This is a genomic window from Pseudonocardia sp., from assembly GCF_050250275.1.
Lineage (GTDB): Bacteria > Actinomycetota > Actinomycetes > Mycobacteriales > Pseudonocardiaceae > Pseudonocardia.
Genome location: NZ_JBFWOY010000002.1, coordinates 21,687 through 42,865 on the forward strand (window position 1 = coordinate 21,687; position 21,179 = coordinate 42,865).

The 21,179-nt window shown below is 74.3% G+C and carries 20 protein-coding genes; 10 read left to right on the forward strand and 10 right to left on the reverse strand.

Going from position 1 to position 21,179, the window contains the following annotated elements; translation table 11 throughout:
* The first annotated feature begins 174 nt into the window (after window positions 1-174).
* The gene (locus tag AB7F12_RS02185; RefSeq protein ID WP_428500088.1) at window positions 175-2,430 is read left to right on the forward strand and encodes a HelD family protein; all 2,256 of its coding nucleotides are present in this window, start codon (window positions 175-177) and stop codon (window positions 2,428-2,430) included.
* Between the two features lie 21 nt (window positions 2,431-2,451).
* Here the strand turns inward: AB7F12_RS02185 and recQ are convergent, their stop codons facing one another.
* On the reverse strand, window positions 2,452-4,269 hold the full coding sequence (recQ, locus tag AB7F12_RS02190) for a DNA helicase RecQ (protein WP_428500062.1): 1,818 nt from the start codon (window positions 4,267-4,269) through the stop codon (window positions 2,452-2,454).
* Window positions 4,270-4,436: 167 nt separating this feature from the next.
* On the opposite strand from recQ, the gene fgd reads away from it, so the two are divergent.
* From fgd to AB7F12_RS02205, 3 genes are all read left to right on the forward strand, one after another.
* Complete coding sequence (gene fgd / locus AB7F12_RS02195; RefSeq protein WP_428500063.1) at window positions 4,437-5,441, forward strand: glucose-6-phosphate dehydrogenase (coenzyme-F420); 1,005 nt, start codon at window positions 4,437-4,439, stop codon at window positions 5,439-5,441.
* 206 nt (window positions 5,442-5,647) lie between these two features.
* Window positions 5,648-6,106, forward strand: coding sequence for an ATP-binding protein (locus tag AB7F12_RS02200; RefSeq protein WP_428500064.1), 459 nt, complete (start codon window positions 5,648-5,650; stop codon window positions 6,104-6,106).
* 91 nt (window positions 6,107-6,197) lie between these two features.
* Window positions 6,198-6,464 (forward strand): hypothetical protein, encoded by a 267-nt coding sequence (locus AB7F12_RS02205; RefSeq protein ID WP_428500065.1) that lies wholly within the window; start codon window positions 6,198-6,200, stop codon window positions 6,462-6,464.
* 137 nt (window positions 6,465-6,601) lie between these two features.
* Here the strand turns inward: AB7F12_RS02205 and AB7F12_RS02210 are convergent, their stop codons facing one another.
* The 4 genes from AB7F12_RS02210 to AB7F12_RS02225 all read right to left on the reverse strand — a co-directional run bounded on the left by AB7F12_RS02210 (window position 6,602) and on the right by AB7F12_RS02225 (window position 11,386).
* A complete protein-coding gene (locus AB7F12_RS02210; protein WP_428500066.1) occupies window positions 6,602-7,363 on the reverse strand; it encodes an AfsR/SARP family transcriptional regulator in 762 nt (253 codons plus the stop codon).
* Between the two features lie 265 nt (window positions 7,364-7,628).
* Window positions 7,629-8,579, reverse strand: coding sequence for an ATP-binding protein (locus AB7F12_RS02215; RefSeq protein ID WP_428500067.1), 951 nt, complete (start codon window positions 8,577-8,579; stop codon window positions 7,629-7,631).
* Entirely contained in the window at window positions 8,576-9,589 is a 1,014-nt protein-coding gene (locus tag AB7F12_RS02220; protein ID WP_428500068.1) for an MEDS domain-containing protein, read from the reverse strand. Before AB7F12_RS02220 ends, AB7F12_RS02215 begins: the two co-directional genes overlap by 4 nt.
* Window positions 9,590-9,811: 222 nt before the next feature.
* Window positions 9,812-11,386 carry an acetolactate synthase large subunit gene (locus AB7F12_RS02225; RefSeq protein WP_428500069.1) on the reverse strand — a complete coding sequence of 525 codons (1,575 nt, stop codon included), beginning with the start codon at window positions 11,384-11,386 and terminating at the stop codon, window positions 9,812-9,814.
* 137 nt (window positions 11,387-11,523) lie between these two features.
* Between AB7F12_RS02225 and AB7F12_RS02230 the strand changes: the two genes are divergently transcribed.
* The 4 genes from AB7F12_RS02230 (at window position 11,524) to AB7F12_RS02245 (ending at window position 14,316) form a co-directional block, all read left to right on the forward strand.
* Window positions 11,524-12,168 (forward strand): CDP-alcohol phosphatidyltransferase family protein, encoded by a 645-nt coding sequence (locus AB7F12_RS02230; protein ID WP_428500070.1) that lies wholly within the window; start codon window positions 11,524-11,526, stop codon window positions 12,166-12,168.
* A 148-nt stretch (window positions 12,169-12,316) separates the two neighbouring features.
* On the forward strand, window positions 12,317-12,763 hold the full coding sequence (gene garA / locus AB7F12_RS02235) for a glycogen accumulation regulator GarA (protein WP_428500071.1): 447 nt from the start codon (window positions 12,317-12,319) through the stop codon (window positions 12,761-12,763).
* Window positions 12,764-13,108: 345 nt separating this feature from the next.
* Entirely contained in the window at window positions 13,109-13,585 is a 477-nt protein-coding gene (locus tag AB7F12_RS02240; protein WP_098959223.1) for a bifunctional nuclease family protein, read from the forward strand.
* A 152-nt stretch (window positions 13,586-13,737) separates the two neighbouring features.
* On the forward strand, window positions 13,738-14,316 hold the full coding sequence (locus tag AB7F12_RS02245) for a MerR family transcriptional regulator (protein ID WP_098959221.1): 579 nt from the start codon (window positions 13,738-13,740) through the stop codon (window positions 14,314-14,316).
* A 12-nt stretch (window positions 14,317-14,328) separates the two neighbouring features.
* Here AB7F12_RS02245 and AB7F12_RS02250 read toward each other — a convergent pair whose 3' ends face one another.
* From AB7F12_RS02250 to AB7F12_RS02270, 5 genes are all read right to left on the reverse strand, one after another.
* Window positions 14,329-15,171 (reverse strand): 3-methyladenine DNA glycosylase, encoded by an 843-nt coding sequence (locus AB7F12_RS02250; protein ID WP_428500089.1) that lies wholly within the window; start codon window positions 15,169-15,171, stop codon window positions 14,329-14,331.
* 32 nt (window positions 15,172-15,203) lie between these two features.
* The gene (locus AB7F12_RS02255; RefSeq protein WP_428500072.1) at window positions 15,204-15,650 is read right to left on the reverse strand and encodes a PPOX class F420-dependent oxidoreductase; all 447 of its coding nucleotides are present in this window, start codon (window positions 15,648-15,650) and stop codon (window positions 15,204-15,206) included.
* Window positions 15,651-15,684: 34 nt separating this feature from the next.
* Window positions 15,685-16,737 carry a hemolysin family protein gene (locus AB7F12_RS02260; protein WP_428500073.1) on the reverse strand — a complete coding sequence of 351 codons (1,053 nt, stop codon included), beginning with the start codon at window positions 16,735-16,737 and terminating at the stop codon, window positions 15,685-15,687.
* Complete coding sequence (locus AB7F12_RS02265; protein ID WP_428500074.1) at window positions 16,727-18,061, reverse strand: hemolysin family protein; 1,335 nt, start codon at window positions 18,059-18,061, stop codon at window positions 16,727-16,729. The genes AB7F12_RS02260 and AB7F12_RS02265 overlap by 11 nt, the downstream gene beginning before the upstream one ends.
* A gap of 246 nt (window positions 18,062-18,307) precedes the next feature.
* Window positions 18,308-19,318, reverse strand: coding sequence for a DNA glycosylase AlkZ-like family protein (locus AB7F12_RS02270; protein ID WP_428500075.1), 1,011 nt, complete (start codon window positions 19,316-19,318; stop codon window positions 18,308-18,310).
* A 266-nt stretch (window positions 19,319-19,584) separates the two neighbouring features.
* Here AB7F12_RS02270 and coaA point away from each other — a divergent pair, with 266 nt between their 5' ends.
* Complete coding sequence (gene coaA, locus AB7F12_RS02275) at window positions 19,585-20,550, forward strand: type I pantothenate kinase (RefSeq protein ID WP_428500090.1); 966 nt, start codon at window positions 19,585-19,587, stop codon at window positions 20,548-20,550.
* A 76-nt stretch (window positions 20,551-20,626) separates the two neighbouring features.
* Entirely contained in the window at window positions 20,627-21,169 is a 543-nt protein-coding gene (locus AB7F12_RS02280) for a MarR family winged helix-turn-helix transcriptional regulator (protein WP_428500076.1), read from the forward strand.
* Window positions 21,170-21,179: the final 10 nt, after the last annotated feature.

Consider the following 21,179-nt stretch of genomic DNA (forward strand, 5'->3'; position numbering starts at 1 on the left):
CCCGCGAAGGTAGTCGCACTGGTGTCCAACAGCGTGTCCCACGACAGCGATCCCACCCCCGCGAACGATCCGGGGGTCCTCGACACCGATCCCGACTCGGCTGCTGCGGACCGTCCGGGTGTCCCGGACACCGATCCCGCCGCGGCGCTGGAGCACGAACGCGGTTACGTCGAGATGCTCTACCAGCGCCTCGACGCCCGCCGCGTGGAGACCGCGCGCCGGCTGCACGACGTGTTGCACGGCGAGACGGTCGGTACCCCGCAGGCGTTGACCGAGCGGGACGCGGCCGCCGCGATGTACACCGACCGGCTGGCCGCGCTGCGCGCCGCCGAACACGGGCTGGCGTTCGGCCGCCTCGACGCCGACTCCGGGGAGGTCCGCTACGTCGGGCGCCTCGGGCTGCTCGACGAGGACAACGAGTACGAGCCGCTGCTGATGGACTGGCGGGCCCCTGCGGCGCAGCCGTTCTACACGGCGACCGCGGCGTCGCCGGAGGGTATGCGGCGCCGCCGGCACCTGCGGACGCGGCGGCGCACGGTCGTCGCGATCGACGACGAGGTGCTGGACCTGGCCGATGCCGCGGCCCGCGGCAACCAGTCCGGGCTGACCAGCGAAGCGGCCCTGATGGCCGCGGTGACGCAGGCGCGGACCGGGCGGATGGGCGACATCGTCGCGACGATCCAGGCCGAGCAGGACCGCATCATCCGGTCCAAGCCGTCCGGGGTGCTGGTGGTGCAGGGTGGGCCCGGCACGGGTAAGACGGCGGTGGCGCTGCACCGTGCCGCGTACCTGCTCTACACCCACCGCGACCGGCTGGCCCGCCGCGGCGTGCTCGTCGTCGGCCCCAACCCGACGTTCCTGCGCTACATCGGGCAGGTCCTGCCGTCGCTGGGGGAGACGAGCGTCGTGCTGGCGACGGTCGCGCGGCTGTTCCCCGGGCTGCACGCGCGCCGGGTCGAGGGCCCCGAGGTCGCGGAGCTGAAGGGGGGCGTGGAGATGGCGGCGGTCGTGGCCGCCGCGGTGCGCGACCGTCAGCAGGTCCCGCGCAGGCCGATCCACCTCGTCGTGGAGCAGCAGCAGGTGCGCCTCGACCGCGACGTCGCCAACCAGGCGCGGACCCGGGCGCGGCGTTCCCGCAAGCCGCACAACGAGGCGAAGCGGATCTTCCGCACCGAGGCGATCCGGCTGCTGGCCCAGCAGGTGATGCAGAACCTGGGCGGGCGCGGCCTGCTGGGCCGGGCCGACCTGGAGGACATCCGCGAGGAGCTGGGGGAGAGCCCGCAGCTGCTGCGTGAGCTCGACGCGCTGTGGCCGACCCTGTCGGCCGAGCAGCTGCTCACCGATCTGTTCGCCGACCGGCGCCGGCTCAACTCGGTGGCGCGCAGGCTGTCGCAGGCCGACCGGGACCTGCTCCACCGGCCGGCCCCGGCCGCCGACGTGGAGCCCGACGACCGCTGGACCCCGGCCGACGTGCCGCTGCTCGACGAGGCCGCGGAGCTCCTCGGCGACGACGGGGCGGCCGCCGCCGCGGCCGCGGCGGCGGCGCTGCGGGAGGAGGTCGAGTACGCCCAGGGGGTGCTCGACGTCCTCGACCTGGAGGAGGAGCTGGATCCGGAGCTGTTGCGCGCCACCGACATCGTCGACGCCGACCGGCTCGCCGAGCGGCAGCAGGTGCGTCGCTACGACACGACGGCCGACCGGGCGGAGGCCGACCGTGAGTGGACCTACGGGCACGTGATCATCGACGAGGCGCAGGAGCTGTCGGCGATGGCGTGGCGGCTGGTGATGCGCCGGGTGCCGAGCCGGTCGATGACGATCGTCGGTGACATCGCCCAGACCGGTGACCGGTCGGGGGCGCGGTCGTGGGACGAGGTGCTGGGCCCGTTCGTCGCGAAGCGGTGGCGGTTGGAGCAGCTCACCGTCAACTACCGCACCCCCGCCGAGATCGCCGACATCGCCGACGACGTGCTCGCCGAGATCGAGCCGTCGCTGGCGCCGCCGCGGTCGGTGCGCAGCACCGGGGTGCCGCCGCGCGCGGTGCGGATCGCAGGGGGCTCGCTGGACGGGACCGACGGGGTGCTCGCCGGGCTCGTCGCCGAGGAGCGGGACGCGGTGGGGGAGGGACGCGTCGTGGTGCTCGCGCCGGTGGCGCGGGTGGCGGCGCTGCGGGCCGCGCTGACCCCCGGGGCGGACGCGGTGGACGACCCGGAGGCGGCCGACCTCGACGCGCCCGTGGTGGTCCTGACGATCAACGCCTCGAAGGGTCTGGAGTTCGACTCGGTGCTGCTCGTGGAGCCGGGTGAGGTCCTGGCGGAGTCCCCCCGGGGCGCGAACGACCTCTATGTGGCGCTGACCCGCGCCACGCAGCGGCTCACGGTCGCGCATGCGGGCGAGCTGCCCCGGATGCTCAAGCGCTTGCGGCAGCGCTGACCGCGCCGGGCGACGCCGACGTCAGACGGGGTCGGCGGCGAGCGTGTCCAGGATCTGCTCGCCGTAGCGGGCGAGCTTGGCCTCCCCGACCCCGTTGACCCGGCCCAGCTCGGCGAGCGTGGCCGGGGCGCCGGTGGCGATCTCGCGCAGCGTGGCGTCGTGGAAGATCACGTAGGCGGGGACACCCTGTTCCTTCGCCGCCGCGCCGCGCCACGCCCGCAGCCGCTCGAACAGCCCGGCGGCCTCGGCCGGGAGCGCGACCGTCGCCGCGGCCGACCTGCTGCGCGACGCCTTCGCCGGCCGTTCGGGGTCGCGGCGCAGGTGCACCTCGCGGTCGCCGCGCAGCACCTCGCCGCTGGCCTCGGTGAGCGACAGCGTCTGGTAGCTGCCGCCGACGGCGAGCAGCTCGCGGGCGAGGAGCTGGCGGATCACGGTGCGCCACTCGACGTCGCGCAGATCGGTGCCGACGCCGAACACCGACAGCTCGTCGTGCCGGTGCTGGGTGATCTTCGGGGTCTGCTTCCCGACGAGGATGTCGACGATCTGCCCGGCGCCGAAGCTCTGGTTGCGTTCCTTCTTGAGCCGCCACACGGTCGAGAGGACCTTCTGGGCGGCGACGGTGCCGTCCCAGGTCTGCGGCGGGGTCAGGCAGGTGTCGCAGTTGCCGCACGGTTGCCCGGCCTGGCCGAAGTAGGCCAGGAGGTTGACCCGGCGGCACTCGACGGTCTCGCACAGCGCGAGCATCGCGTCGAGGTGCTGGGCGAGCCGGCGGCGGTGCGCGAGGTCGCCCTCGGAGTCGTCGATCATCTTGCGCTGCTGGACGACGTCGCCCAGCCCGTAGGCCAGCCATGCCGTCGAGGGCAGGCCGTCGCGGCCCGCTCGGCCGGTCTCCTGGTAGTAGCCCTCGACGGACTTGGGCAGGTCGAGGTGGGCGACGAAGCGCACGTCGGGCTTGTCGATGCCCATGCCGAACGCGATGGTGGCGACCATGACGATGCCGTCCTCGCGCAGGAAGCGGGACTGGTTGGCGGCACGGACCGGCGCCTCCAGCCCCGCGTGGTAGGGCAGCGCGGTGATGCCCTGCGCGGTGAGGAACTCGGCGACCTGCTCGACCTTGCGCCGCGACAGGCAGTAGACGATCCCGGCGTCGCCGGGGTGCTCGGCGCGCAGCAGGTCGACCAGCTGGCGGCGTTCCTCGGCCTTGGGCACGATGCGGTACTGGATGTTGGGCCGGTCGAAGCTGGCGACGAAGTGCTTGGCGGCGGTGAGGTCGAGCCGCTCGGCGATCTCGTCATGCGTGGCGCGGGTCGCGGTGGCGGTGAGCGCGATGCGGGGGACGTCGGGCCAGCGCTGGTGCAGCTCGGAGAGCATCAGGTAGTCGGGGCGGAAGTCGTGTCCCCACTGGGACACACAGTGCGCCTCGTCGATGGCGAACAGGGCGACGGTGCCGCGTTCGAGCAGGTCGACCGTCGATCCCACCCGCAGTCGTTCCGGGGCCAGGTAGAGCAGGTCGAGCTCGCCCGCGAGGAAGGCCCGTTCGGTGTCGCGGCGCTCCCCGGGGCCCTGGGTGGAGTTGAGGAACCCGGCGCGCACGCCCAGCGCGCGCAGCGCGTCGACCTGGTCCTGCATGAGCGCGATCAACGGCGAGATCACGACGCCGGTGCCGTCCCGGACGAGCGCGGGAATCTGGTAGCACAGCGACTTGCCGCCGCCGGTCGGCATGAGCACCAGTGCGTCGCCGCCGCCGGACACGTGCTCGACGATCTCGCGCTGGTCGCCGCGGAAGTCGTCGTAGCCGAAGACCTGGTGCAGCACCTGGGCGGGGTCGCGGGGAGCCATGCCGCGATCCTAGGAGTCCCCGGCGCGGCCGGGCCCGGCCCGCCTGCAACCGGTCGCGCCCGTGATCACGGACTTCCGGTGTCGTCCCGGTCACCGTTGGCTGCGCCGGTACGGTCCCGGCGGTGTATCAACGACACGGCAATCGTTGACGGTGAGAGGACGGGTTCGTGGGCCTGAAGATCGGCTACAAGGCGTCGGCGGAACAGTTCGGGCCGCGGGACCTGGTCGAGTACGCCGTCCGGGCGGAGGAGGTCGGCCTCGACAGTGTCTGGACCTCCGATCACTTCCTGCCGTGGCGGCACAACGGCGGGCACGCCCCGTTCGCGCTGACCTGGATGGCGGCGGTGGGGGAGCGGACGCAGCGCGTGCAGATCGGCACCAGCGTGCTCACCCCGACGTTCCGCTACAACCCGGCCGTGATCGCGCAGGCGTTCGCGTCGATGGCGCTGATGTTCGACGGCCGTGTCGCGCTCGGCGTCGGCACGGGGGAGGCGCTCAACGAGATCGCCGTGTCCGGGCGTGAGTGGCCGGAGTTCAAGGAGCGCTTCGCCCGGCTCCGTGAGGCCGTCCGGCTGATCCGTGCACTGTGGACGGAGGACTCGGTCTCGGTGGAGGGCGACTACTACACGCTGGTCGACGCGCAGATCTACGACCGCCCCGAGACCCCCGTGCCCGTCTACATCGCGGCGGGCGGGCCCGTCGTCGCCAAGTACGCGGGCCGCGCGGGCGACGGGTTCATCTGCACCTCCGGCAAGGGCATGGACCTCTACACCGAGAAGCTGATCCCGGCCGTGCAGGAGGGAGCGGCCGCCGCGGAACGCGACGCCGACGGCATCGACCGCATGATCGAGATCAAGATGTCCTACGACCGCGACGCCGACCATGCGCTGGAGAACTGCCGGTTCTGGGCGCCGCTGTCGCTCACCCCCGAGCAGAAGCACAGCGTCGACTCCGCCTCGGAGATGGAACGCCTCGCCGACGAACTGCCCATCGAGCAGGTCGCGAAGCGCTGGATCGTCGCCTCGACCCCCGACGAGGCGCTGGAGCAGATCCGGCCCTACGTCGACGCCGGGCTCGACCACCTGGTGTTCCACGGTCCCGGCCGCGACCAGGAACGGTTCCTGTCGCAGTTCGCGCAGGACATCCTGCCGCGGCTGCGCGAGCTGGGCTGACGGCCCCGGACCCGCAGGCCCACGCGCGTTCGGCGCCGCCCGGCGTGACGTTCACCCTGCCGGGCGACGCCGACGTTTGGCGATGTCACATCCTGGCCACCCCGGACGAACAACACTGCGTGGATCGGGCTACGGACACGACGCTGTCTGCCGTACGCGGTGCCGACGTGACGGGGCCCCCGGGTCCCGGGGAGGTACGCGAACCGGTGGGGGGCACGGTGGACGGGCAGGAACGGGACGTCCCGCGGTGGACCCTCGCCGATCCCGACTCCCCGGCGACCGGGCTGACCCTCGAGGTACCCGCCGACGCCACGCGGCTCGCGCCGATGCGGCGTGCCGTCGTCGCCTGGGCCCGCGCCCTGGACCTGTCCGAGGAGACCGTGGCCGACCTGCAGCTCGCCGTGGGCGAGGCCGCGGCCAACAGTGTCGAGCACGCCTACCCCGCCGGCGCGGCGGGCCTCGTCGAGCTCGCCCTGCAGCTGCGGCGGCGTCGTGGCCGCCGCCTCGTCATGGTGCGGGTGCGCGACCACGGCCGCTGGCGCAGCCCACCGGCCGATCCCGGCTACCGCGGCCGCGGCCTCGCGATGATCCGTGCGGTGGCACACGACGTCGCGATCGACCCGGGACCGCGCGGCACCGAGGTCACCTTCTCGGTGCCCGCCTGAGGGCACGCCCGCCCGGCACCGCTGGGCGATCCGGGTGATACGTCACCGGGCGGGTGTTCGGTTGGCGCCCGGTGGGGTAGACCCCGAAGCGATGCCGCACGATCCGCTTCCCCCACCGCCGTCCGGCCGGTCGCCCCGCGACCCGGTCGAGGACGCCGACGACGGTCCCACCCCGCAGCAGCGTGCCCGTACCGTGCGCATCTGGGTCTCGACGGCCGTGCTGGTCGTCCTCGTCGTCGGCGCCGGGCTGGTGTTCGCGCGCGGGTTCGCCTTCTTCGGTGTCGTGCTCGTCGTCCTCGCGGTGTTCGCCGCGGTCGACCTGGCGTGGGTGCTGCGCCGCACCATCCGTTCACGCTGACGCGCGGGCCCGACCCTCTGGCACCTCGCCGCCACGACGGTGGCCCGGGAGCACCGCCCGACGACGGCGCAGCGCACACGACGAACGCCCCCGGCCGGGTGCGGCCGAGGGCGTTCGGGCAGACGTGGGGCGTGGGGTCAGCGACCCGACGGGATGGAGCCACCCGCGACGAGCCGGCGCGAGCCCGGGGTGCGCACGGCCCGCAGGCCCGGCAGGGCAACGGCGGACCGCGGTGCCGTCGGCCGGAAGCCACGCAGCACCGGCCACGCCGGCGACGGCGGGAACAGCACGTCGAGACCCGACCCGACGGGACCGCCGAGGCTGGAGCGCAGCAGCTCCTGGTAGTCGTCGTACTCGGCGACCGCGGCGGCCAGGTCGCCCTGGGCGAGGTAGGCCTCGATGAGGGCGCGGCGGGCGTTCTCGCGGCTCGGCGCGGCCTCGACGGCGGTGCGCGCCAGCGCGACGGCCTGCTCGTGGTCACCCGCGGCGCTGCGGCGCACGCTCAGGTCCTCCAGCGCGTTGAGCCGCAGCTGGCGGAAACGCTCGCGCTCGACCGCGATCCACGGCGCCGTCCACGACGGCAGCACGTCGGCCCGCAGGAGCGTGGTGTCGGCGACCTCGTGGGCGGCGACCTCGGGGATGAGCCGGACCAGGGCCATCGCCTCGTCGAGGTCGACCGCCACCAGCGAGTCGAGGACCACGGTGCCCGCGAGGGTGTCGACGACGAGGAGCCCGGGTACGTCGACGTCGGCGAGCGCCTCGTCGAGCAGCCGCAGCGCCGCGTCCGACTCGACGCCCGCCCACAGGTCGGCGGCCAGCGTGGCCAGCGGCTGCGGACGGCGGTGCACCGCGAGGTACGCGACGAGGCGGCGGGAATCGACACCCAGCGCGACTGCCACCCCGTCGTGAGTCAGGGTGAACGATCCCAGCACAGAGACCTGGAGTCCGGGTCCTGGCGTGGAAGATCGGCGCTGATCGTCAGACATGTCTGTCCCCGTGAAGAATGTCGAGTTTTTGTCAACCCATGGCAGGCCCAGCGGGCGCCCGGCGCGGAACCGAGTGTTCTCCCACGCAGCGGACTTGCCAAGGGGCTTCTGGCAGTCGTTTCGTCACAGTTCCGGATGGTCACCGCCGGCCGGCACCGGGACGCATAACGATGTTAGCTCACGGTGCGGCGTGCATCCGCACGTGGGTGCCCGAATGATCCCGCCACACGTGCAGCACGTCACAGAGCTGCCGCGCGATCCACACGCCGCGGCCCCGGGGATCGGCCGGGTGCGGGGCGCGCAGGCCGGGCAGCGGCTCGGTGAGCGCCTCACCGGTGTCGTCGATCTCGGCGACGAGCCCGTCACCGGCGATCCACAGCGCGATCCGCGCCTCACCCGACCCGTGTTCCACCGCGTTGGTGGCGATCTCGTTGACCGCGAGCACCACGTCCTCGGACCGCGCCGTGTCGAACGCCGTCGCCGCCGCCAGGTCGGCCACCGCGGCCCGGACCTCGTGCAGCTGCCACGCCGAGAACACCATGTCGAGATCGGGCGCGCCGAGCAGCACCGGCGGCGCCGCGGGCATCCCCGCCAGCACGTCGCGCGGCGGCCGGTGGTCGGCGTTCACGTGCAGCCGTCCGCGCTCGAACAGCAACGGATGGTTCGCGATCGCACCGTCGAGGATCTCCGAGTGCAACGGCATGTCGGGATAGAAGCAGAACAGGCTGACCGGCAGGTCGGACAGGGCGACGTTGACCGCCGCGTCGAGCTCGGTCCAGTAGCGGCCGTCGATGCCGTCGAGCGCGCTGTCGTGCTCGGACACGGCGAGGACCGCGCCGGCCTGCGAGGTCAGCTCCCGCAGCTCACGGGCCAGCCGGGCCGCGGTGGTCTGCCCGGAGCTGCGTGCCGGGATGCCCGTGCCGAGCGTGACGACGCGGGCCGTGCCCGCCGCGTCACGCAGCCGGGCCTCGGTCTCGGGGCGCACCGAGAGCGCGACGGCCTCGCCGCGCCCGGCCGCGTCGGCCACGACGGGCGCCACCTGCTCGACCAGGTCGGCCGACGACGAGTACACCGCGCACGCGTGCTGGAGCCGGACCGGCGCCGCGGTCCGGGTGGTCTCGACCCTCACCGGGCCTCCCGCAGGTCCGTGAAGCCGTCGCCGTGCCCGGTCGTGCGGTTCGCGCCACCGGCCGGGCCGGCGCCGCCCGCCCCCGTGTCGCGCCCGGTCCCGGGAACCGGCCCCGGTCCCGCCCACGTCCCGTCGGTGGCGATCTGGAACTCGTGCACCGTGAGCTGCGCCGCGAACGGTGCGCCGCAACGGTCGAGCACCCGCAGCACACCCGGCCGGACGTCGACGAGCACCAGGCGGTGCGTGTCGGGGAAACCCTCGGCCGCGTGCACGAGGCTCACGGCGGTCGCGACGTCGATGAAACGCAGCGACGCGAGGTTCAGCTCGATGTCGGTGGGCGCGGAGTGTGAGCGCAGCGCGTCGTCGAGGGTGGTCTCGAGCAGCCGGGCGATGGCGGGCCGGTTGCTGTGGTCCACCTCGCCGGCCAGTCGCGCGCTGGTGGGCCCGGTGCGGACGACGCGCAGCAGCCCGTCGTCGTAGGCCGTCGGCACGCTGAGCTCCTTCCGGTGGGCGTCGCGCATCCGCTCGATCTGGTCGTCGGAGTAGCGGCGCCGGTCGTAGAGGCACAACGCGGTGATCCCGCGGTCGCGGACCAGCCCGTCGAGCTCGCGGTCGTACTCGGCGAAGGTGGCCGGCCACTGCCGGTCGACGCCGTAGTTCATCTGACCGGTCATCCGGAAGCCGGCGTAACCGGCGGCCGCGGAGTCGTCGATGTGCTCGAGCACCATCGCCCGCGCCTCGTGCAGCGCGGTGTGGAAGATCGCGCGCGTCGCCTCGGCGGGCACGATCGCGAGCTGCCCGGTGCGCAGCGGGCGCTCGAACGCGACGTGGTCGTCGGCCAGCCGGCTCAGGACGCCCTCGACGGTGCCGTCGTCGAAGTAGAGGACCCGCTCGTGGCGGTCGAGCCCGTCGGCCACGAAGTCGGCCGAGACCTCCCAGAGCTGTTCCTCGCTGAGCGGGACCGCGCACACATGATCGCCGGGCGACACGTCTCGCGTCGATCTCGTCATCTGCACCCAACCGGAAGCCCTCGGTGACCGTCGTCCACTGTATGGCGGACTACCCGCTGGTCACCGCCGTCGAACGGACTACGGCGCGCCGAATCGGCACATCGGGGCGTCGAACGGGCCGTGTCCGGCGGGTCGGCGGTCACCACCCGGTCGGGTGGACCCGTCGGGCATCCGCCGGACGCACGAGCCGCAGCGGCGAACGGTGCAACGACATACCGCCGTTCAGCGCACGACGGGCGGCACCATCGCCTCGACGAGGTGCGGGCCGGGTTCGGCGGCCGCGGCGCGCAGGGCCCCGGCCAGCTCCTCGGCGGTACGGGCCCGCCGGGCGGGCACGCCCATGCCCTCGGCGATGCGGACGAAGTCGAGGGTCGGGTCGTCGAGGTCGAGCAGCCGGCGCGCGGCCGCGCCGGACCCGTCCCCGGCGAACTCGGCACCCACCTGGGCGAGCTCGGCGCGCAGCACCGCGTAGGCGGCGTTGTTGTAGACGACCGTCGTGACGTCCAGGCCCTCGCGGGCGTGGGTCCACAGCGCGGAGATCGTGTACATCGACGCGCCGTCGGCGGCCAGGCACCACACGGGCCGGTCCGGGCAGGCGACCGCCGCTCCGGCCGCGGCCGGCATCCCGTAGCCGATCGCGCCGCCGGGCAGCGTCAGCCAGTCGTGCCGGGGCCCGCCGGCGGTCGCCTGGCCGAGCCCGACCCCGGACGTGTTCGCCTCGTCGACGACGACCGCGCCCTCGGGCAGCAGCGCCCCGATCACCGCCGATGCCGACGCCCCGGTCAGCTCACCGGTCGGCAGCCCGGGGCGCCCCGACGGCCCGGCCGGGGCCACGGTGCCGGGCGCGACCAGGTCGGCCAGCGCCTGCAGCGCCGTCGCGGCCGGGCCGTACTTCTCCGCGACGGTGACGACGTCGCAGCCGTCGGGCAGCAGGTCGCCCGACCGGCCGGGGTAGCCGAAGAACGCGACCGGGCTGCGGGCGCCCGCGAGGACGACGTGCGCGGCGCCGTCGAGCTGGCGCCGCGCGGCCGCCGCGACATAGCTGAGGCGGGGCACCGCGGGCAGCCCGCCGCCGCGTTCGGACCGCGACGGGAACGTCTCGGCGAGCAGGGTGGCGCCGGTGGCGGCGGCGATCCGGGCGGCGGCGCGGGCGCCGTCGGCCAGCGCGCCGTCGCTGCCGACCAGCAGCACGCACGGCCGCCCGCTGGTCAGCGCCGCGGCCGCCGCCTCGAGCGCGTCGGCGTCGAGTGCGCCCCGCCCGACGGCCGGGAGGGCCTCGACGGTGGCCGGTGCCGCCCCGTCGTCCCACGACGCGTCCGCGGGCAGGATCAGCGTGGCGATCCCGGCGGGCGGACCCAGCGCGGCGGCGACGGCGGCCGCGGTGTCGGGTCCCACGTCGACGGCGGTCGCGCTGCGCCGCACCCAGCGGGACACCGTCCATGCGACGGCGTCGATGTCGGAGTCCAGCGGGGCGTCGTGGACCTTGTGCGCGGTCGAGTGGTCGCCGACGACGGTGACGAGCGGGGTGCCCGCACGGCGGGCGTTGTGCAGGTTGGCCAGCCCGTTGCCCAGCCCCGGTCCCAGGTGCAGCAGTACCGACGCGGGGCGGCCGGTCATCCGCCCGTAGCCGTCGGCGGCACCGGTGGCGACACCTTCGAACAGCGTCAGCACCGGGCGCATCGCCGGCACCCCGTCCAGTGCGGCGACGAAGTGCATCTCCGAGGTGCCGGGGTTGGCGAAGCAGACGTCCACACCGGCGCCGACGAGTGTGTGCAGCAACGCGTGCGCGCCCCTCACCGGAGCATCCCCGGCACGGGGCGGGCGTGGGTGTGGGTGTGGGTGTGGCGCAGCGTCGACGCGTCCATCCCGACATCGTGCCGCTCCGGTCGGACGGCCCGCAGCCCGCCCGGGCGGGCGCGACGTAGGCTCCCGGCGTGGCCGACCCCTCCTCCGCGGACCGGGTGCTCACCGTCCCCAACGCGCTGAGCGTGCTGCGCCTGCTCGGAGTCCCGCTGTTCCTGTGGCTGCTGCTCGGTCCCCGCGCCGACGGCTGGGCCATCGTGGTGCTCGCCGTCGGTGGCCTCACCGACTGGCTCGACGGGAAGCTCGCCCGGCTGCTGAACCAGTACTCGCGCCTCGGGGCCCTGCTCGACCCGGCGGTCGACCGGCTCTACATCCTCGCCGCCCTCGTCGCGCTCGGGGTCCGCGAGGTCGTGCCGTGGTGGGCGGTGATCGTGCTGGTGGCGCGCGACCTCGTGCTGGGGGTGTGCCTGCCGGTCCTGCGCCGCCGCGGGTACGGCCCGTTCGTCGTCACCTACCTGGGCAAGGCCGCGACGTTCCAGCTCCTCTACGCCTTCCCGCTGCTGCTGCTCGGCCAGGGGGACAACTGGTTCGCGGACCTGGCCCGGCCGTTCGGCTACGCGTTCGCGGGCTGGGGGGTGGCGCTGTACCTGTGGACGGGGCTGCTGTACCTGGGCCAGTTCGTGGCGGCGCTGCGCGCACCCGTGCAGGCCCCGGCGGCGCAGGCCGGGGACGTGCCCGGCGGCGTGCGGAACCCGGGTCCGGCCGGACCCGCCTGAGGTCTACGCTCGTCCACGAGCCGAACCGCCACCGGCGGCGCCGCCGGACCCCGGTCAGGCCCGGCCGTGGTCGGTCCGGCACGGTAGGTTCCCCGCGACGCGGACCACCTCGGTCTGCGTCCCGCACCACGCAGGAGGAGAGCCCGAGGTGACCACGAACGACGGCCCCGGTGTCCCGCCGGAGCGCGCACCGGAGACGACCTCGGTCTTCCGTGCCGACTTCCTCGCCGATGTCGAGCAGCCGGTGGCCGACCAGCCGGTCTCCGGCCTCGACGCGCTGCCCCCGGGGTCGGCGTTGCTGGTGGTCAAGCGCGGGCCGAACGCGGGATCACGGTTCCTGCTCGACCGCCCGACGACGAGTGCGGGCCGCCACCCCGACAGCGACATCTTCCTCGACGACGTGACCGTCTCCCGGCGGCACGCGGAGTTCCGCCGCGACGGCGAGTTCGTGGTGGTCGACGTGGGCAGCCTCAACGGCACCTACGTCAACCGTGAGCCGGTCGACACGGCGGTGCTGGCCGACGGCGACGAGGTCCAGATCGGCAAGTTCCGCTTGATCTTCCTCACCGGTTCGCAGGACACGGCTCGCGGCTGACCGCGTTCGACGACGTGCCCGACGGGGGTGGCGGCCACGGTGGCCGCCACCCCCGTCGCACGTCGGGGCAGGTCACCCGCGACACGCCCGGACGTCGGCGGTGTGGCGGTGCACCCGGACGGCGGTGGCGTCCGGGTCGGTGACGGGCCACGGAATCGCCGTGGCGACGCGACCGGACCGGTCGCGGTGCGCGGATGGCCCGTCCGGAGGCGCGCGTGGGCGAGGCGGCCCGTGTAGCGTCATCATGGTCAGACGCCGCACGGTTCGACGGACGACGGAACCGGTTCCCCCGGCCCGGTCCGGCAACGGGCGGAGTGCCGACGCACGACGGTGAGGAGGCGACGTATGAGCGAGATGCGCGTCGTGGGAGTCAGGGTCGAACTTCCCGCCAATCAGCCCATCCTCCTGCTGCGGGAGACGAGCGGCGACCGCTATCTGCCGATCTGGATCGGGTCCGTCGAGGCCACGGCCATCGCGCTGGAGCAGCAGGGTGTCAAGCCCGCGCGCCCGCTCACCCACGATCTGCTCAAGGACGTGATCGGTGCGCTGGGCAGGCGGCTCGAGCAGGTGCGGATCACCGACCTGCAGGAGGGCACCTTCTACGCCGAGCTGATCTTCGACGGTGGGGTGAAGGTGTCGGCGCGGCCGAGCGACTCGGTGGCGTTGGCGTTGCGCATCGGGGTGCCGATCCATGCCGACGAGAGCGTGCTCTCCGAGGCCGGTCTGGTCATCCCGGACGAGCAGGAGGACGAGGTCGAGAAGTTCCGCGAGTTCCTCGACTCCGTCTCGCCCGAGGACTTCCGGGGCGCGCAACCCGGGTGACGGCCAGGTCACGATCGGGCCGACACGCCCATGATCGGGTGACACGGTCGGCGCGGCGCGTTGACCCGGCGCAAGGACTTGCTTACGGTCAGCATCGTTCGTTTGGGTGAGGGACGGGTACGCGGTCGCCGCGACCCGAGGGAAGGAGAGCCGTGGACGCGTCGCCGCCCGACGCGCCCGAGCAGGGCGAACTCTTCCCCGATCCGCTCGTCGGCGAGGGCCTCGACGGGATGCCCGACCAGCTGGTCGGCTTCCGTGGCCCCACCGCGTGCCAGGTCGTCGGCATCACCTACCGACAGCTCGACTACTGGGCCCGCACCGGGCTCGTCGTCCCGTCGATCCGCGGTGCGGCCGGTTCCGGCAGCCAGCGCCTCTACTCCTTCAAGGACGTCCTCGTCCTCAAGGTCGTGAAGCGCCTGCTCGACGCCGGTGTCTCGCTGCAGAACATCCGCGTCGCCGTGGAGCACCTGCGCCGCCGCGGCATCCGCGACCTCGCCGGCATCACGTTGTTCAGCGACGGCACGACCGTCTACGAGTGCTCCTCGGCCGAAGAGGTCGTCGACCTGCTCCAGGGCGGGCAAGGAGTGTTCGGCATCGCCGTGTCGGGTGCGATGCGCGAGATCAGCGGCTCGATCAAGGACTTCCCGGTCGAGCGCGCCGACGGCGGCACCGTCGACGACTCGCCGGAGGACGAGCTGTCACGTCGCCGGGCACGCCGCGCCATCAGCTGACGCTCCGTACGCTCAGAGGCGCTCGGCGAGCGCCACCAACCGCGCCCGCAGCGGCGCGGCGCGCTCGGCGAAGCCCGCCTGCAGCCGGGCGTACTCGGCCCGGCCCGCCGGGGTCTCGATCCGGACCGGCTCGTAGCCGTGCGCGGCCAGGTCGTAGGGACTCGCGCGCATGTCCAGCTCGCGGACGTCGGCGGCCAGCTCGAAACAGTCGGCCAGCAGCTCCGACGGGCAGCCCGGCGCGAGCTTGTACGCCCACTTGTAGAGATCCATCGTGGCGTGCAGGCACCCGGGCTGCTCGAGCGCGACCTGGGTCTGCCGGGTCGGGGTGAGGGCGTTGCGGGGGCGGGCGGCGTCGGTGAAGAAGCGGTACGCGTCGTAGTGGGTGCAGTGCACGGGCAGCGACTCGACGACGGCGTCGGTGCCGTCGGGGCCCAGCCGCAGCGGCACGGCGTCGTGGCGCGGGGCAGCGGTGCGGTAGACCATCGCCCACTCGTGCAGCCCGAAACAGCCCAACCGGGCGGGCCGCGCCGCCGTCGCCGCGAGCAGGCCGGCGACGAACGCGGCCGTACCGGCCAGCCGGGGCAGCGTCGCCGGGTCGAGCACGACACCGTCAGCGGTCTCGACGTAGCCGGGACGGCCCACGAACTCCGCGGCGTCGCGCAGCACCACACCGGGACCCGGATCCCACCGCTCCAGCTGCGCGGGCCGCAGCGAGTAGTAGGTGAACAGGAAGTCGAGCACCGGGTGGGCCTCGCCGCGGCGGCGCCGCTCGCGGTGCGGGACCGTCCAGCGCGACATGCGCTCGCGGTGCGCCGCCGCCCGCTCCCGCCACCGCGGGCCGTCGAGCACCTGCATCGGCGCGTGGGACGGCGCGGCGGGCGGGGCGGTCACCCGGCGACGGTACCTGCCGCCGCGGCGGTACCCGGGCGGCGGACCCAGCGGTTGCCGGGGCCGGCGTCGTCGATGCCGTAGGACAGGACGCGCAGCGCGCGGATGCGGATCACCCCCGGCGCAGCTCCCGGGAACGCGCCCTCGGGCACCACGTCGGGAAGCACCTCGGCGGTGCCGCGGATCTCCAGCGCGCGCGGGTTCCACCCGCCCCCGGAGCCGACGTCGTCCACGACGAGCGCGGCCCGGCCGTCGCGGGCCACGTTGCGCCACTTCTGGGTCGACGGGTTGCGCATGCCCGCCACGTCGACGGTGCCGGCGACCGGGTCGACGACGAACGCGACCGGCCGGACCTGTGGGGCGCCGTCGGGACCGACCGTGGCGAGCCGGCCGAGCGGCTGGTCACGCAGGTAGGCGAGCTCGGCGTCGGTGAACACGGGAGTCATGGCGGGCAGCGTGCTCCCTGAACCCGGGTCGAGGTCAACCACCCGCGCGCGGGGTGTGCGTCGCGTCGCGCACCGTCCCGACGTAGGCCTCCAGCAGGTCCTCCATCGCCACCACACCCACCGTGCGGCCCGTCGTGGTGACCGCGCGGGCCAGATGGGCGCGGGCGCTGCGCAGCGCGGCGAGCGCCTCGTCGAGCCGGGCGTCGGCCGGCACCTCGGGCAGCCCGCGCACCCGGGAGGCCGGCACCACCGCCTCGGGGTCGTCGACGACGTCGAGGATGTCCTTGACGTGCAGGTACCCGACGAGGCGATGGTCGTCGCCGCGCAGCGGGAACCGGGAGAAGCCGGTCTCCTCCACCGCGGCCGCGACCTCCCCGACGGTCGGCGTCGGCGACAACGTCACCAGGTCGGCCAGTGGGACGACGACGTCGTCGACCGTGGCCTCCGTGGAACGGAGCGTGCGGGACAGCCGGCTGGACTCCTCGTCGTCGAGCAGCCCCTCCCGGCGGGAGTCGGAGATCATCTCGGCGATCTCGCCCCGGGTGAACGCCGACTCCAGCTCGTCGCGCGGCTCGACCCGCAGCAGCCGCAGCACGGCGTTGGCCATCCAGTTGAACACCGACACGAACGGGCTCGCGATCCGCGTCCACACCAGGAACGGCGGCACCAGCAGCGCCGCGGTGCGTTCCGGCCCGGCGATCGCGATGTTCTTGGGCACCATCTCGCCGAGCACCATGTGCGCGACCACAACGATCACCAGCGAGAGCGCGAACGCGATCGGGTGCAGCAGCCCCTCGGGCAGCCCCAGCAGCTGGAAGGGACGTTCGATGAGGTGCGCGACGGCCGGCTCGCCGAGGCGGCCCAGCAGCAGCGACGCGATCGTGATGCCCAGCTGGGAGGCCGCGAGCATCCGCGACAGGTCGGCGGAGGCGGCCAGCACGGTGCGGGCGGCGGCGTCACCGCCCTGCGCCATGGCCTCCAGCCGGTCGCGGCGGGCCGAGATCAGCGCGAACTCGGCGCCGACGAAGAACGCGTTGGCCAGCAGCAGCGCGACGGCCGCCAGCAGGGCGAGGAGGTCACCGCCCATCGGAGGCCTCCTCGGCGGTGGGGCGGCGGGCCAGGCGCAGCTCGGCGACGCGGTGCCGGTCGCGGCGCATCACCGTCAGCCGCCAGTCGTCGACGGTCAGGTCGTCGCCCACGTCGGGGATGCGGCCCAGGCGCAACAGGACGAGCCCGGCGAGGGTCTCGTAGTCGCCCTCGGGCATCCGGAACCCGGTGGCGTCGGCCACCTCGTCGGCGCGCAGCAGCCCTGACACCACCCATGAGTCGCGGCCCAGCGGGCGCACGGTGGGCTGTTCGGCGCGGTCGTGCTCGTCGCGGACGTCGCCGACGATCTCCTCGACCAGGTCCTCCAGCGTCACGATCCCGGCGGTGCCGCCGTACTCGTCGACGACGACGGCCATCTGCAGCCCGGAGTCGCGCAGCCGGGTCAGCAGCGCGTCGCCGTCGAGGGACTCCGGCACCGTCGGCGCCACCTGCACGAGCTCACGCACCGGGGTGCGCGGCCGGTCGGCGGCGGGCACCGCGAAGGCCTGCTTGACGTGGACCAGCCCGAGGACGGCGTCGGGGTCGCCGTCGTGGACGGGGAAGCGGGAGAACCCGGAGGTGCGGGAGAGCAGGACGAGGTCGGCGACGGTGTCGTCGGCGTCGAGGGACTCCATCCGCACCCGGGGGGTCATCAGATCCTCGGCGACACGGTCGGTGAACCGCAGCGAGCGGTCCATCAGGGTGGCGGTGCCCTCGTCGAGGGTGCCGTGCGCGGCCGACGCCCGTACGAGCGAGCTGAGCTCGTGCGGGGCGCGCGCCGAGCGCAGCTCCTCGGCAGGTTCGACCCCGAGCTTGCGCACGACACCGTTGGCGCCCCGGTTGAGCCCGACGATCAGCCACCGGAACGCGGCGGAGAACCCGGCCTGCAGCCACACGACGGCGCGCGCGGTGGCCAGCGGGCGGGCGATCGCGATGTTCTTGGGCACCAGCTCCCCGAAGACCATCGACAGCGCCGTGGCGAGGACCAGCGACAACGCCGTCGCGAGGCCCGCGGCCCAGCCGTCGGACATCCCGGTCGCCGACAGGCCCGGGCGGATCAGCTCGGCGATCGCGGGCTCGGCGATGTAGCCGGTGGCCAGCGTCGTCACCGTGATCAGCAGCTGCGCGCCGGAGAGCTGGAACGACAGCCCGCGGTGGGCGCTGCGGAGGACCAGCGCGCGCCGGTCGCCCACGCTCGCGACGTGGGCCTCGACCTGGCTGCGCTCCAGCGCGGTGAGCGAGAACTCGGACGCGACCGCGACCGCGGTGCCGAACGTCAGCGCCAGTACCGCGACGAGGCCGAGCACCGAGAACAGGACGGTCACCGTGGCGCGTCCCGGCCGGGGCGTTCGGGGGAGGGGGGCACTGCTGCTCCTGGACGTTCGTCGGCGGGCCTCACGCCGGCATCGGCGCCCCGGCTACGGCCGGTCCGGTGCGGCGGACCGAGTGTAGGGCGTGGCGGCCGGTCCGGCCGGGCCACCGCGGCGTCGTGCCCGGTCCGGCCGGGCCACCGCGGGGTCGTGTCCGGCCCCCGCCGGGTCAGGGCGGGGTCGTGTCCCGCCCCCGACGGGTCAGGCGACGGTCACGACGGCGTCGTCGAGCCCGCGGACCGTGGCCAGGCGCACGGCTTCCGCGTCGAGGGCGCCACGTTCGGCCCTCGTCGGCCGCCGGAACGCGGTCACCGCGAGCTCGAGGGCGCGTTTCTGCCGGGTCCGCCACACCCCGAGCGGCTCGGTGCCGGCGAGCACCAGGCCGGGGTTGCCCAGCGGCCGCCACACCTGCTTGCGGTGCGTCCCGTCGGGGACGAGCAGCTCCCGGTCGCGTGCGGACAGCAGCGGATCCGACGGTCCCAGCAGCCGCAGCACGGGCACGTCGACGGGGCCGGCGCGCAGCGCGTCGACGTCCTCGGCGAGGGCCAGCCCGGGCCGGCCGCCCACCGACACGGCGACCGTGCCGCCGGCCGGGTCGTCGGTGACGACCGTGCGGGGCGCGCCGAGGAAGGCGGCGACGTCGGCGAGCGAGCCACCGGCGAACAGCCGCAGGTGGGCCCGCTGCAGCGCCTCGGTCGGCCCGGCCCGCTCGGGGGCACCCGGCCAGCCGGGGATCGCCTCGAACGTGAGGGGCCTGCTGCCCGGGACCAGCCGGGCCCCACCGGCCAGCGCCGTCAGGCGCAACAGCTGCTCCCCGACGTGGTGCACCCCGCAGGGCGAGCAGAACGGCGACAGCTCCTCCCGGACCCGGCCCGTCACCGCGGCGCTGAGCTGGGACTTCGTGACCGGTCCCTGCTCGGCGAGCACCGCGGCGACGGCGTCGGCGACCTCGCGGTGGACTTCGCGGCCGGTCACCCCGGCCCGCACGAGGCGCGCGCGCTGCCAGGCCAGTCGCGACAGCGCGTCGGCGTCGCCGCGGGGCCACCCGGCCGCAGCGATCGCGGGCAGGTCGGCGCTGCGGTGCAGGTGCGGCGCGCCGCGCCACGACCAGACCAGCGTGAGCGCGCCGCCGGCGGTGACGTCGGCGCCCAGCGGCGCGGCCAGCCGGGCCGACAGCGCCGCTCGCAGCGCTCCCGGCGGGGTGTCCTGCACCCCAGGTCGCACACGGCGAGGTCGGTGACGCCGGTGGCGGCCCGGTCGGTGAGCCCGTGCGCGGCGATGCGGTGGGCGAGGACGGCCCGCGGGTCGAGCTCGACGGTCATCGGCCCATCGTGCCCCGCACCCCCGACATCCACCGGACGCCCCGACGTCACCTCCCGGTGCGACCCATCTCACGACCCCCGCGGGAGGTCGCGGAGTCTAGGTTTGACGACCATGTCGACCTGTTCGTGCCGGCGGTGGCCGACGGCGGCGCCGCGGTGACCCGCTCTGCCGAGGTCCACGACGGCGTCGGGTCGTCGCCGTTCATCGACTTCGACCGCGCGACCTGGGCGCGGCTGGGCGCGGCGACCCCGCTGCCCCTGACGGCCCACGAGCTCGAGCAGGTCCGCAGCCTCGGCGACTTCGTCGACCTCGACGAGGTCCGCCAGGTGTACCTGCCGCTGTCGCGGCTGCTGACCCTGCACGTCCAGGAGGGTGGGCGGCTCTACCGGGCCTACCGCAACTTCCTCGGCGGCACGACGGCCCGCACCCCGTTCGTGATCGGGATCGCCGGGTCGGTGTCGGTGGGCAAGTCCACGACGGCCCGGCTGCTGCGCCTGCTGCTCGCGCGCTGGCCGCAGCACCCCCGCGTCGAGCTCATCACCACCGACGGATTCCTGTACCCCAACGCCGAGCTCGAACGCCGCGACCTGATGCAGCGCAAAGGGTTCCCCGAGTCCTACGACCGGCGCGCGCTGCTGCGGTTCATCACCGAGATCAAGGCCGGCCGTCCGCAGGTCCACGCCCCCGTCTACTCGCACCTCGTCTACGACATCGTCGAGGGCGAACAGACGGTCGTGCACAAACCTGACATCCTCATCGTCGAGGGCCTCAACGTGCTGCAGCCCGCGCAGCCGAGCCTGACCACCGGTGGGGCGCTCGCGGTCAGTGACTTCATCGACTTCTCCGTCTACGTCGACGCCGCCACCGAGGACATCCGGCAGTGGTACGTCAACCGCTTCCTGCGGCTGCGGGAGACGGCGTTCCGCGACCCCGCCTCCTACTTCCGCCGCTACGCCGCCCTCGACGAGCCCGCCGCCGTCGAACGCGCGCAGTCGATCTGGGCGCAGATCAACGGACCCAACCTGGAGGAGAACATCCTGCCGACGCGGGGCCGGGCGAGCCTGGTGCTGCGCAAGGGCCACAACCATGCCGTCACCGGGATCCGGCTCCGCAAGGTCTGAGCGCCCGGCAGGTGGGTCCCCGCACGTCAGGGCAGCCGCCGTCGTCGGTAGTGGACGGTGCTGGCACCATGAGCGGATGCGAGGCGGTGCCGACGTGGCGGGCCCGGAGGTGGCGGGCGGCATGGACGAGTCAGGTGGGACGCGTGCGGCGCACGAGGTATCGGCCGGCGATCTGTCCGGCGAGTCCCCGACACCGCTGGCCGCCCGGCTCGGGCTTGTCGTCGGCCGGCTGAACCGGCGCATCCGCATCGACGGCCGGGAGTCGGTCCCGCCGCTTCAGCTGTCGACGCTGGTGACCGTCGAGCAGCACGGCCCGCTGCGCCTGTCCGACCTGGCCCGCCGTGAGGCCGTCACCGCACCGACGATGAGCCGGGTCCTCACTGCCCTCGACGAGCAGGGTCTCGTGGTGCGCACCGTCGACCCCGACGACGCTCGCGGCGTGCTGATCACGCTGTCGGACAAGGGTGCCGGGGTGCTGTCGGAGGTGCGCAACCATCGCGCCGCGCTTTTGGCCCGGCGGCTGCGCCGGCTCGACCCGGCCCACGTCGCCGCGTTGACCGCGGCGCTGCCCGCGCTCGAGGCGCTGCTGGTCGACGACACCGGGAGCGGAGCGGTCTGAGACCGCTCCC